The sequence below is a fragment of the Allobaculum fili genome (genome assembly GCF_020969955.1).
Lineage (GTDB): Bacteria > Bacillota_I > Bacilli_A > Erysipelotrichales > Erysipelotrichaceae > Allobaculum > Allobaculum fili.
Genome location: NZ_JAHDSX010000056.1, coordinates 1 through 12,665 on the forward strand (window position 1 = coordinate 1; position 12,665 = coordinate 12,665).

The 12,665-nt window shown below is 51.6% G+C and carries 8 protein-coding genes; 4 read left to right on the forward strand and 4 right to left on the reverse strand.

From position 1 onward, the window contains the following. Positions 1 to 295: 295 nt before the first annotated feature. Positions 296 to 4,138, reverse strand: coding sequence for a hypothetical protein (locus Afil_RS09580; protein ID WP_230268337.1), 3,843 nt, complete (start codon positions 4,136 to 4,138; stop codon positions 296 to 298). A 468-nt stretch (positions 4,139 to 4,606) separates the two neighbouring features. Between Afil_RS09580 and Afil_RS09585 the strand changes: the two genes are divergently transcribed. Next, positions 4,607 to 5,173, forward strand: a complete 567-nt coding sequence (locus Afil_RS09585; protein ID WP_230268338.1) for a GNAT family N-acetyltransferase — start codon at positions 4,607 to 4,609, stop codon at positions 5,171 to 5,173. Positions 5,174 to 5,376: 203 nt separating this feature from the next. Further along, complete coding sequence (locus tag Afil_RS09590) at positions 5,377 to 6,846, forward strand: C69 family dipeptidase (protein ID WP_230268339.1); 1,470 nt, start codon at positions 5,377 to 5,379, stop codon at positions 6,844 to 6,846. 758 nt (positions 6,847 to 7,604) lie between these two features. Here Afil_RS09590 and Afil_RS09595 read toward each other — a convergent pair. Further along, positions 7,605 to 8,990, reverse strand: a complete 1,386-nt coding sequence (locus Afil_RS09595) for a TrpB-like pyridoxal phosphate-dependent enzyme (protein ID WP_230268340.1) — start codon at positions 8,988 to 8,990, stop codon at positions 7,605 to 7,607. Between Afil_RS09595 and Afil_RS09600 the strand changes: the two genes are divergently transcribed. Beyond that, positions 8,974 to 9,324 (forward strand): hypothetical protein, encoded by a 351-nt coding sequence (locus Afil_RS09600; RefSeq protein WP_230268341.1) that lies wholly within the window; start codon positions 8,974 to 8,976, stop codon positions 9,322 to 9,324. The genes Afil_RS09595 and Afil_RS09600 overlap by 17 nt on opposite strands. Before the next feature lie 85 nt (positions 9,325 to 9,409). On the opposite strand, the gene Afil_RS09605 is transcribed toward Afil_RS09600, so the two are convergent. Both Afil_RS09605 and Afil_RS09610 read right to left on the reverse strand, forming a co-directional pair. Beyond that, the gene (locus tag Afil_RS09605) at positions 9,410 to 10,852 is read right to left on the reverse strand and encodes an amidophosphoribosyltransferase (RefSeq protein ID WP_230268342.1); all 1,443 of its coding nucleotides are present in this window, start codon (positions 10,850 to 10,852) and stop codon (positions 9,410 to 9,412) included. A gap of 158 nt (positions 10,853 to 11,010) precedes the next feature. Then, complete coding sequence (locus tag Afil_RS09610) at positions 11,011 to 11,295, reverse strand: rhodanese-like domain-containing protein (RefSeq protein WP_230268343.1); 285 nt, start codon at positions 11,293 to 11,295, stop codon at positions 11,011 to 11,013. 668 nt (positions 11,296 to 11,963) lie between these two features. Here Afil_RS09610 and thpR point away from each other — a divergent pair. Beyond that, positions 11,964 to 12,539, forward strand: a complete 576-nt coding sequence (thpR, locus tag Afil_RS09615; protein ID WP_230268344.1) for an RNA 2',3'-cyclic phosphodiesterase — start codon at positions 11,964 to 11,966, stop codon at positions 12,537 to 12,539. The last annotated feature ends 126 nt before the right edge of the window (positions 12,540 to 12,665 follow it).

Consider the following 12,665-nt stretch of genomic DNA (forward strand, 5'->3'; position numbering starts at 1 on the left):
TTGGAGAAATCGATACCGAGATCGATTGCAGGGATGATTGATTCCATGAAAAAGCCTCCTTGAATAAAGGAATTATCCCAAGGAGGCGGTCGAGAAAATACCCGTCTTTTATTTGACGCTTACGTTTGTTTCGAGCGGCCCAACAGAAAAAGTCTGCTTTGCCAGCAGAAGAGCAGACAAAGCAGACGGATTTTCGATGGGAGGCTCAAGTGCCGGTGAAGGCCGTAAAGCCTTAGCTTTCAAGGTTATGGTTCTTCTGGGTCTGGAATGCGCAGAATCCAGACCGAAACCGGTGTCAGATGCCAGGCGTTTCGATAGGACGCAGGGTGAGAAGATCCTCTTCCATCTGTCGGATGATGCTGTCGGCTGGATTTTTGAGCTTTCCATAAGAAATCCGGAGCCGTTTTGTGGTAAACAGACACGCGTAGACAAACAGATCCAGAAACAGAATCTGGTCCTCATAAGGGTCGAGCGTTTTCAGATCCTTGATCAGTTTATCCACTTTTTTCAGATGCTGTTGAATCTGGTTCAGGGAAAGACGGGAATCACTGGAACTGATCATCAGAATACGGAGAAGCAGGCCTGTTTTCTTTGCCAGTCGGGCAGCCTCTGGATAAGAAGAGTTCATGTACGGTTTAATTTCCTCAAGCAAAGCAGGAAGCGGTTTGCTGATTCGATTTGCCAGATAGCCTGCCTGAATATAGATCAGAACCGTGCTGACCATCGTCTCGAGCTCCGGATCCTTTTTCATTTCCGGCCATTCGCCGACTGTGGAAGCCAGGGTACGGAGTACCTTATTTAAGTATTCGACATTTAAGTATTCAGCCGTTTTGTCCCTTTTTGCCGCCGCTTCCTGGAGAGCAATACTCAGCTGAAGACAGACACGCATGCGGAGAAGCGAAACGGAACATCTCTGTTCGACCAGAGCGGCAAGCTGCAGAGCCTGTCTTATCGAATCCGAATCGGATCGGGTTATGACGGACAGTCCCGGGAGCAGGCTGCCGATTCGATAGGAAAGTTCAAGAATATCTTCCGCATACGGGGCGAGTTCCTCATCGAGCAGCACCTTTTCCTGCAGGTTCGTCCAGTCTGGATCCGATACCGTCCAGATTCTCAAAAAAATTGCGAGAACTTCTGTAGCGGAGCCCCACAGCAGCTGGGCAATCATCAATTCGTTATTGCAGGCCGCATAAGCCTCAGGAACAGGGGCAGCATACGAACCCTTTGCTGTGGTATACCGGAGCGCCGCGATAGAAAACAGGGCTTCGCGAAACAGACCCGGATTCTCGGAAACCACATCCGAATTCTCTTCAAAAGCCGCGAGACGGCTGAGTTCCCGGCCGATCATTTCGGACATTCGAAGCGGACTGTCCTCCTTAAGTGCGGCCGCAAAAGCGGATCGAGCAGCGAGTGTCACCATGCTCATATACGCGTCACTGTCAGAGAATGTGTTCATACTTGTCGTTGCATCACAAATATCTTCAATCCCGTCATAATCTTCGGCCTCGATTAAGCCGTTGAGCGTTGTAATAAAGGCTTTTGCGAGGGAAGCCGCATTATCGGGATACATATTGTCCCCATGATACGCATGATCCAGAAGGGAAATGATCGACAGGTACTCGGCGTACATCGAGGAGGGGGATGCGTTAAACAGCAGCCCTCTCTGGACTTCCGGGAGCTGGAAAATCACGGAATCCGGATCCAGTCGGGTGGACGATTCCTCCTCCAGAAGCTCCATCAGCGTTTCACTGGCCTGCTTTGCGGCGGTTTTGTCTTTGCAGAGAATGGCATCGGTGAGACGGAGATACCAGGCTTCTTCCCGGATTTTCTGCATCGTGCTCGACAGACCAAATTTTTGGATATGGTCTTTGGCCCGCTCACACGCCTGCTTTGCCATGTATAAACATGCCGGATAGGCAGCGCAGCTGCCCAGCAGTCGGGATACAGAGCAGCAGGCTTCCGTGGCAAAACCGAGTTCCTGTTCAGTCTGCGGGTTCCACTGGTTTAAAATCGCGAGGATATTCAAAATCAGCCGCGGTACTTCGACTGGCGAAACCTGCTGGAAATTGAAGGCAGCGGAGCTGAGAAGCTCGATTCGCTTCATTTCCAGACCGATGGCTGGATTGTATTCACTGGCTTTGTCGGGATGCTGCTGTTCAAAGAGCTCCTTGTTGTAGTCGTCAATAAAGGCGATCAGCAGATCGTAAAGTTCGCTGGCCACAAGCGGTGCGCCTTCTTCCGTCGCTCGCTGCGCATCGTGTAAATAGGAGTCAAAGTAAGCGAAGATACTTTCGTTATCCATATAAGTAAACGATTCACGAAGCGCGAGATACAGACGGAAGACGGGATCGAAATCCGTATCCCGCGTATTCAGAGTGTACTCATCGAGAAGGGTTTCCACCGTATGCAAAGCCAGTGCCGTATGGAGCGTCGGATACAGATTGAGCGTGTGAAAAATGGTGAAGACCACATGGGGAATTTGCGAAGGCTTCCACGAATTGTTCACGAGAAACAGGCACAGGCAGTCCATGCCTTCCAGCGACAGAATCTGTTCGTTCTCCGCTAAGGAAAGCATAATTTTGGAAATGCCCGTGCGCAGATCGGCGAACTCCTGCAGGTCATCTGCCATTTCCAGAGCGTATCCGATCATCAGAGCAAAGTTGTAAAAGGCATGAAGCAGCGTCTGATTCGGGTGACGCTCTGGAACGAGAACCGAAGAGGTTTTACGGAAAATATCCTTGCACAGCTCCATGACCCGCTCACGCTGATCCGGTGGACAGACTTTATACAGGGCACAGACGGCATAGTACAGAACCGGCAGGTCCAGTCTGTCGTACGAAGCGCAGTCCTCAAGGGATGAAATCAGGCGCGCACAGAGATTCGTCAGAAAGTCGGAATAGCCAGGTTCATTTTTCAGCTGGTCAAGGTATTGCGTATCTTCATCGGAGAGCAGAGCCGTTTCTCCAAGCGGTGCAAAAATCAGCAGCAGATTTTCGAGGGAATAGACGACTTCTTCCGGATACAGCTGAAACACCGGCTGCATGACCAGAGCGCTGATTTCCTCCGTGAGCGGCGGATTATAGCGGATCATAAAATGGAGAACGTTCTGTACGCAGCGCAGGCGAAGCGCTTCCGTCTCGGGATGGTCCGGATCGAAGGAAAGATCCAGCGAACCGGCGGATTCAGCGTAATTCTGTACGTAGCCGGGAGAAAGGGCCGTAAGAATCTGATTGTAGAGCCATTCTACATAGCTCCATTCCAGATGGCGGAACGGATTGGCCATCAGTTCCTCATAGTGTTCCGCGTTCTCTCGAAGCAGGGCCGGAATCCGGTCTGGATCGCCATCCACGAACGCTTCGAAAAGAGGCAGAAAGTCTTCGTCATCGTTCAGTGCTTTTTGAAGAGCGAAAACGAGCAGATCCAGCAGGGCTTCGCCGGCATCTGCCAGAATGGTTTCTCTGTTTTCGGCGCCTTGTCCCGGCTCTGTCGTCTGCTTGCCAAGATCAAAAAAAACCTGTTCCACCTGACGATAGGCAGCCGTATCGATAAGCGCGTTGTACCCTTCCAGCACACTGCTCAAGCCGTATTTCTCAGTCCATAATCGCGTGCTCAGACAGAGCGTCTCGACCTTATCGTCTCGCTGCTCCTGGGCGTCTTCCGTTTTGGACAGGGTGGAAACCAGATCCAGAGTCGGTCCCATCAGTTTCATGCAGGGCATAGATTCAAAGTCCGCCAGCTGTACGTTTTTATAGAGGAGCATTCCGGTGTCATTGCTCGTCTGCAGGTAACGAAGGGAAGACGTCTCGTTCAGCGCTGTCGCCAGCAGGGCGAAGAAAAAGAAGACAATAACATCCGAACTGGACGTTTTGGACAGCGGGAAGCGAATGGTGCGGTTCGGATCAGACCAGGTCAGAACCGGTCCAAGATTCAGGGCTTCATCCGGTGCGCTCACCGACAGAGAAGCCGCAATGGGACGCGGCCGTCCGGTCGGCGTGAACGGCTCCGTAATTTTCCGGCCGTCCCAGTAAAGGGAAGGTTCCCCGTTTTCCAGCGCCTTGTGAATGGTCTGAACAGCTTTGAGCGAATTCAAAGGCGCAATGGTTTTCATGTTTAATGTGAAGTTGATTTTTTCAGACATATATCCAGTATAGAAGAATGAAAAAGGAAAGACTGAAAACAATTTCTTTCTCTGTGTGGATTGTTAAAACGTATAAACGATCCGGGAACTGCGCCCCAAAGAAAAAAAGCGGATTCGCCCGGTGAAAAATGGAAATTTTCGCCCTGAAAACCGCCTGACCAATCTAGCCTGTTTTGCGTCCGTTCTGGCCCGCAGATAGCCGTTTCGAACGCGGAAAAGACGGGCGAAAATTGGTAAAAACCGTCCGTAAGGCGTAAATGCCGCATTTTAAACCCACGTCAAATGTCTACTCTGCATAGGTGAATGAAATTGCATCGACATGGTGAAAAACATGAACATCGCCCATGAATAAAGGGGAATTAAGGTTTTCTAAAACTTTTACAGAGCTATTGAATATGGTTTCCAATAGGTATATGAACAAGAAAAAGAACGTGCAGACATACGCCCAGACAAAGGAGGGAGTATACCGTGGAAATTCGTACAGAGAGACTGACGCTCAGAACATGGCAGGCGGACGATGCAGCAGCTCTTTACGCGCTGGCCAGCGAACCGGAAATCGGCGAAAAGTGCGGCTGGGTTCCTCATTCCTCCGCAGAGTACAGCGCCATGGTGATTGATTCCTCGCTCCAGAACGATGAGGCGTATGCGATCGTGCTCAGCGAAAACAATACGATCATCGGTTCGGTTTCGATCAAGCTCGACGGCGATTCTGATCTTTCCAACTGGGAAGACGAAGGCGAAATCGGCGTCTGGATCGGCAAGCCGTACTGGAAAAAAGGCTACGCCACAGAAGCCTGTGCCGCTCTTCTCGATCACGCTTTTTACGATCTGGATCTTTCCAAAATCTGGGCCGGCCATTACCATGGGAACCTGGCTTCGCGAAAACTGCAGCAGGGTCTTGGCTTTGAGCAGGAAAGAACCGAAGAAGAATATCTGATCAAGCACCTTAAGCGCATGACCAAGCTTCACGTTTTCTCCCTGACCAGAGAAAAGTGGCAGGCACTGCATCCATACCCCCAGAAACTGGAAAACTGAAATCGAAAGACCTCATGATTTTCAAAAAATTCTAGCGTTCTAAAGCGACGCACAAAGTCCTTCCCCCGGCTTTGTGCGTCGTTTTGTCTATGCATAGGCTTCGGGCGTCGGCTGGAAACGGATTTGAAAACTGTGCCACAATAAGCGTGGAAAAGCCTCTAGGTTGAATCAAAAACCCTGAAATTTGAAATGGAGGGATCTCTATGGCTTGTACTACAATTCTGGTTGGCAAAAAGGCTTCGCTTGACGGCTCAACCATGATCGCGCGAAATGACGACAATCCAAACGGACATTTTGCGATCAAAAAATACTGCATGGTGCTTCCGGAAGAACAGCCCCGCACCTATCATTCCGTAATTTCTCATCTGGAAGTCAAACTTCCGGATAACCCGATGCGCTACAGCGCGCTTCCAAACGTAAATCCCGAAGAAAAGGGAATCTGGGCAGGTTCCGGCATTAACGCCGACAACGTCGCCATGACCGCAACCGAAACCATCACCTCAAACGTCCGCGTTCTCGGCGCCGATCCGCTGGTTGTGTATACTCCAGCACAAAACGGCGAAAGCGAAAAACCGGGCGGCATCGGCGAAGAAGATATCGTTGTCCTCGTTTTGCCGTATATTCACAGCGCACGGGAAGGCGTTATGCGTCTGGGCTCCCTGCTGGAAGAATATGGTACGTATGAAATGAACGGCATCGCCTTCTCGGATCAGGACGAAGTCTGGTTTTTGGAAAGCGTCGGCGGCCATCACTGGATTGCCAGCCGTCTGCCGGACGATCACTATTCCGTTATCCCAAACAGCTTTATCGAAGACACCTTTGATCTCGATGACGCTTTAGGCAAAAAGGAAAACTTCATGTGCTCGCCAGATCTGGAAACCTTCATTAACGAAAACAGTCTGGCCCGCATTGTCGACGGCCGCTTCAATCCGCGTGTCGCCTTTGGCAGCCACACCGATGCCGACCATGTGTATAACACCCCGCGTCTCTGGTACGGCCAGCGCTATTTCAACCCGACGACCGTTCGCTGGGATGGAGAAGACGCTGAATTTACGCCGCAGAGCGACAACATGCCGTTCAGCCGCAAACCGGAACATCTGATTACCGTAGACGATGTCAAATACGTGCTGTCCTCGACGTATCAGGGCACCCCGTACGATCCGTATTCGTCTTCGCCAAAAGGCCGTCTGTTCCGTACGATCGGCATTAACCGCACCGCGTTCCTTTCGCTCAGCCAGATCCGCGGCGATCTGCCCGATCCCGTCAAAAGCATTCAGTGGATTACGTTCGCATCCAACGTCTACAACGCACTCGTTCCGCAGTTTGCAAACGTAACCGAAGTGCCGACGTATTTCTCCAACACGAAACTGCAGTGCAATACCAACAGCTTCTACTGGGACAACCGTCTGATCAGCGCCCTGGCCGATGCCCATCACAGCGATGCCATCGTCTTTGTCGAACGCTATCAGCAGGCCCTTGGTGCCGCTGCCCGTCATGTCGTTGACGAAACGATCGCCAAAGCACTCAAAGGCGAAAGCAGCGAAGCGCTTCTGCAGGCCGCTAACCAGCAGATTGCCGATCTGGCGCAGAGTCAGACCCAGGGTCTGGTCGATCAGGTTCTCTTTACCGCAACCTGCAATATGACTAACGCCTACCAGCGCTCCGATCAGTAAAGCCTGGCCAGAGAAAGCTCGGATTTCATCCCGAATGTTCCAGCACAGGAAAACTCCAGCTTTCCGTTTACTGACATAACCGATCCAGAATCGAAACGCCGCAAAGACAGAACCGACTGTCGCTGCGGCGTTTTTCTATGCAGACAGGAAAAGCGGACAGACAAAAACCCCGGGATACCGATTGGCTTCCCGGGGTAAGTGAGTTCTTTTCGGATTCAGACGATCGCGCTACGGCCCTTTTGTGAATTGTTTCGGCCCTGCTCGCGTAACTTCCAGCTCCACGTCCTCGTTTCTTTCAGACTGAACTCGACAATCGCATAAGCTGCAGTTCTGAAAGCAATGCCTGAATGTTCTCCTCCTGCCTTTTGCGAAGCAACGATTCCTGTTCTGCAGTGGCTGATTATTCTGAGGATTGTCACCGGTCTGCAGTTCGTTTTCGCACGGATGGTGTCTGGCGAGTTTCATGTTCGGGTTTTATTCCGTCGATGGGTTTTAACGTCTTCTCTGACGCGCCTGGAAAAGGGACTCACTTTTTTTGAACCTGTGTGTTGGTATCTATACAATACCAAAGTTCATCGAAAGGGAAAGAAAGCGGTCTCATCTGGTCTCTTGTTTGTCCAGTTTGGTTCATTCTCCCCGCAAGTCAGGAAAAAATCGAAAGAAAAAGGGGGTGAAAAAAGCAGAAGGACGGATCGAGCCAGACGATCCAGAGAAACCGTAAGTCAGGAGCAGGCGGACGGTTCGGGAAAATCGAGCGATCAGGCGTTTTCTTCGGGAACCTGGGGCAGCTTGCGCAGCGCCTGTTCGAGTTCTTCGTCCGTAGGGAAGTAGTCGCTCATCTCGCCGTTGTTGAATTTCTCGTACGCAAAGAGATCGAAGTAGCCCGTACCGGTCAGACCAAAGAGGATGTTCTTTTCTTCGCCGGTTTCCTTGCACTTGAGCGCTTCATCAATCGCTACGCGAATGGCGTGGGAACTTTCCGGAGCGGGCAGAATGCCTTCGGTACGCGCAAACAGTTCCGCTGCTTCAAAGACGGCTGTCTGTTCGACGGAGCGGGCTTCGATCAGCCCTTCGTGATACAGCTCGGAGAGTACGCTGTTCATGCCGTGATAGCGCAGACCGCCGGCGTGGTTTGCGGATGGAATGAAGTCCGATCCGAGCGTACACATTTTCGCCAGCGGGGTCACCATACCGGTATCGCAGTAGTCGTAGGCGTACTTTCCGCGGGTTAAGGACGGGCACGACGCCGGTTCTACCGCGATGAAATGGTAATCCTGTTCGCCGCGCAGCTTCTGGCCCATGAAGGGAGAAATCAGACCGCCCAGATTCGATCCGCCGCCGGCGCAGCCGATGATGAGATCGGGAACGACGTTGTATTTATCCAGAGCGGCTTTAGCTTCCAGTCCAATCACGGACTGATGCAGCAGAACCTGATTCAGGACGCTGCCCAGCACGTAGCGATAGCCGTCCAGACCGGTCGCGGTTTCTACTGCTTCGGAAATCGCACAGCCAAGCGATCCGGTCGTTCCGGGATGATCGGCGAGAATCTTGCGGCCGATCGCGGTTGTTTCGGAAGGGGACGGGGTGACGCTGGCTCCGTACGTCCGCATGACTTCCCGGCGGAACGGTTTCTGTTCGTACGAACATTTGACCATGAAGATTTTGCAGTCGAGATCAAAGTAGGCGCACGCCATCGAAAGCGCGGTACCCCACTGGCCGGCTCCGGTTTCAGTCGTAACGCCTTTCAGGCCCTGTTCTTTCGCGTAGTACGCCTGGGCGATGGCGGAGTTGAGCTTATGGGAGCCGCTGGTGTTGTTGCCTTCAAACTTGTAGTAAATATGAGCCGGCGTTCCCAGTTTCTTCTCCAGACAGTAGGCGCGTACGACGGGGGAAGGACGGTACATTTTATAAAAATCCTGGATTTCCTGCGGAATGGGGATTTCCCGGGTGTCGTTGTCGAGTTCCTGTGCGACGAGTTCATCGCAGAAGACAGCGGAAAGTTCTTCCGGCGTCATCGGCTCGAACGTTTTCGGATTGAGCAGAGGAGCGGGTTTGACTTTCATATCCGCACGGACGTTGTACCAGTATTTGGGCAGTTCGTCTTCGGACAGATAGATTTTGTAGGGGATGGTTGAATCGGACATCAGATTCTCCTTTCTTCCCAAATCCAGCGGGAACAACATGATTCCTGAGGATCCAGGCAGGCGTGCAAACGAAACGTTTCCATCGCCTGTTTTCAAAAAATATTGTTTTTCTTATAACAGAGACAATTGGTCTGCCGCAATTGCCCCCTCAAAATCCATGCCAAAAGAATGCGAATTCCCCCCATTCCAAAACGCAATCCAGATTCGAAGAGAAAGTGCACCGAACAGAAAACAGAAAGGACGCCGGAAGGAAAGCGCAAAACAGCCGAAGGAAAAGCCGGAAAATAAAAATGCGGAAAGACGAATCTTTCCGCAGAAAATAAATTCAGAATAATGCTTCAGCAGGCTAGAGCCGGAATTCGTACGGACGGACCGGTTGAGAAAACGACGGCGCTGCCAAATTCATTTCGAAAAAGGAACTAGTCTTCTTTCTGGCCTGCTTTGTGGTGCGGGCAGGCGCCTTTTCCGTCAAAGCAGTACGTGCACAGCTTGCACTTGGGCAGGCCGATGGATTTGACCATGTCGTCGAGACGATGGTAGCGCAGCGTGGTGAAGCCGGAAACCTTGCGGATTTCTTCCACCATCGCAGCGTATTCCTTGCTGTCAGGATCCGCGTAGAGGGCCAGTCTTTCCGGCGACGGGTTTTCACCTTCGAGCTTGACGATCATGCGGCGGGTAATCAGATCCATATCCGAAGTGGAACGGGAGAAGTTCAGGAAGGTGCAGCCGTAAAGAATTGGGGGGCACGCTGGACGAACGTGAACTTCTTTCGCGCCCGATTCATACAGGAAGCGGGACGTGTTGCCAAGCTGGGTGCCGCGGACGATGGAGTCATCGATCAGCAGCAGACGGCGGCCTTCGATCATTTCCTTAACCGGGATCAGCTTCATGCTGGCGATCTGGTTGCGGCGGGCCTGAGTGGTCGGCATGAAGGAGCGCGGCCAGGTAGGCGTGTATTTAATGAACGGGCGGGCGTATGGAATGTGCGCGGCGTTGGAGTAGCCGATCGCATGGGCGATGCCGGAATCCGGAACGCCAGCGACGCAGTCGGCATGCACGTGATCGCGCGCAGCCAGAAGGCTGCCGCAGCGGTTGCGCATCTGTTCGACGTTAATGCCCTCGTATGTGGATGTCGGGTAGCCGTAGTAAACCCAGAGGAAGGAGCAGATCTGCATCGTGTCGCCCGGTTCCTTAACGGGGACAACTTCTTCCGGCGTGATGAAGACGATTTCGCCTGGGCCCAGTTCGCGATACGGCTTGTAGCCAAGGTTCAGAAAGGAGCTGCTTTCAAAGGCGCAGCAGAAGCCTTCGTCTTTTTTGCCGAGAATAATCGGGGTACGGCCGAGTTTGTCGCGGGCCGCGTAAATACCCTCGCTCGTCAGGATCAGAACGCTCAGCGAGCCTTTGACAAGATCCTGCAAGTATTCGATGCCTTCTTTGAACGTGCTCTTCCGGCTGATTAAAGCTGCAGCCAGTTCGGTCGGATTGATTTCGCCGGTGCTCATCTCATAAAAATGGGTGAGACCTTCTTCAAAGCAGAGTGCCTTGAGTTCGGCGATGTTGTTGATTTTGCCGACGGTCGTGATCGCAAAGGATCCGAGCCGGGAATGAATCAGAAGCGGCTGCGCTTCGTAATCGGAAATACATCCAATACCGAGATTTCCCTGGAATGAATCCAGTTCATCATCAAATTTGGTGCGGAATGGCGTGTTCTCAATGTTGTGGATGGAACGTGTAAATCCATCCGGTCCGTGGACCACCATACCTGCCCGCCGGGTACCCAGATGGGAGTGATAATCGGTCCCAAAGAAAAGATCAAGTACGCAGCTGCCTTTCAGTGCTGTTCCAAAAAAACCGCTCATGTTTTCCTCCTGTCCGAAGAATTCCGGAGTCCAAAAGAAAATGACCTTTGTTCCGGTTCATCAGGACAAAGGTCATTTTACTCAATCGCTGTATTCATGCACGATATTGTTTTCAGTTTGGTTCGTTCGGGTGTGTTTTCGTGGAAAAAACGTCCGATTTAAGCGCGCTCAATCGGGCCGGTGTAATCTTCAATACCGCCGATATCCGTGGCTGGAATGCCGCGCTTGGCAAGCATTTCCTGGGCGATGCGGGCGTGATAGCCGCTCACGCAGTACAGATCGGATCCGGGCTTTACATCGGCGGTTTCAATCTGATCGAGGGGGATATTGACGGCACCTGGAATATGGCCGGCGTTGAACATTTCGGCGGGACGGACATCGATGATCGGGGTGTTCTTGGATTTAGCTTCTGCAACGTATTGATCGATGGTCATCTTGGACATGATTACTACCTTCTTTCCGTGCTTTTATTATAAAAAAACGGACGAAAACACAAAGTCCGGTTTGCCCGTTTTTGCGTACGTTATACAAAGACAATTCGCGTGATGGATTTTCAAATCCGTCCTTAAAAAGCGCGCTTTTTAGTCCAGAAGAAGAAAAGCCGAAGACAAAGAAGAGCCAAAGGAATACCGCGGAAAGCTGGCGTAAACATCCGCCTGCTTCGACAGGAAAATTGAATGGAAACGGGCAATCGAAGTGCAGAACAGACTGCCGGCAGGCAGAACGCATGGTGAAACGAAACCCTCTGGATACGATGAATTCAGAAGCAGACCGGCGATTGTTTCTTTTTCAATGCGTCCGATTCCTGCAGTTTTTTCTACTATGTATAGCCTCTGTCATAGCCTCCGTGCTGGGCTTCCTGCAGCTTTCGTTTTTACAGGATTCCTCCGTCGGTTTCGCCTGTCTTGACCAGGCTTTGACGCCCGCATTTCCGACGGATTTCGACCGCTTTTGCAAAGCGGCTTCTGGAAGACTCCGCAGACCAGGATCGGGATGACAGGCCAAACGGTTTCCCAAGAAAAACAGAGATCCCTGTCCATAGAAACGAGCAGAAAAAAACGGCAGAACCATAAGACAGGAAATGTATACGTTCCTTGAAAGGAGATACTTTATGCGACTGTTTATCGCTTTAAATTTCAAGCCGTCCGGGCAGACAGAACTCGTGAAGCTGATTGACACTTTACAAAAAGAAGGTGTTTCAGGCCGCGCCATTCCGCAGGAAAACCTGCATGTGACGATTGCGTTTTTAGGGGAGTGCGACCCGGATCAGATTCCCGTCATCGAAGAGATCCTTCAGGATATTCCGCTGCCGGCTTTACGTCTGAAGCCATCTGGATACGATCGGTTTTTAAGCGCGCTCGTTTTGCGCTTTGAAAAAGATCCGGCGCTGATGGACTATCAGGCTCAAGTTGTCAAAGCGCTCAAAAAGGCCGATCTTCCGTTCGATGATCGGCCGTACGGTCCGCACGTTACGCTCATTCGGGTGCCTCGATCCAGACAAAAAGGCGACCTGTTGAAAGCCCGGGCGGAATTTCATGACCGCTTTGGATCGACGCTGTTCCGACTCGAGCCTATGGAAATCGAGAGCTGCTCGCTGTTTTCGTCCACGCACAGTGAAAAGAGCCATTCCATGCACTACGCATCGCTTTTTACAATCGATCCGGATGAAAAATCTCAGAATAATTGAATAGAACTTTCCCAATCAGCTAAACTATACGGTCGGATTTTTGCGTGGACGACCACGTTTCCTTTTGGGCTGGTCTACTGGATCTGGTCGTGGAATCAGATCCAGTTTTTGAAGAATTTCTATCTG

What these genes read in the sequence shown, in the direction of transcription:
- Afil_RS09580 (WP_230268337.1), bottom strand. Translation starts at nt 4,138, where the DNA reads ATGTCTGAAAAAATCAACTTCACATTAAACATGAAAACCATTGCGCCT.
- Afil_RS09590 (WP_230268339.1), top strand. Translation starts at nt 5,377, where the DNA reads ATGGCTTGTACTACAATTCTGGTTGGCAAAAAGGCTTCGCTTGACGGC.
- Afil_RS09600 (WP_230268341.1), top strand. Translation starts at nt 8,974, where the DNA reads ATGGTTGAATCGGACATCAGATTCTCCTTTCTTCCCAAATCCAGCGGG.
- Afil_RS09595 (WP_230268340.1), bottom strand. Translation starts at nt 8,990, where the DNA reads ATGTCCGATTCAACCATCCCCTACAAAATCTATCTGTCCGAAGACGAA.
- Afil_RS09605 (WP_230268342.1), bottom strand. Translation starts at nt 10,852, where the DNA reads ATGAGCGGTTTTTTTGGAACAGCACTGAAAGGCAGCTGCGTACTTGAT.
- Afil_RS09610 (WP_230268343.1), bottom strand. Translation starts at nt 11,295, where the DNA reads ATGTCCAAGATGACCATCGATCAATACGTTGCAGAAGCTAAATCCAAG.
- thpR (WP_230268344.1), top strand. Translation starts at nt 11,964, where the DNA reads ATGCGACTGTTTATCGCTTTAAATTTCAAGCCGTCCGGGCAGACAGAA.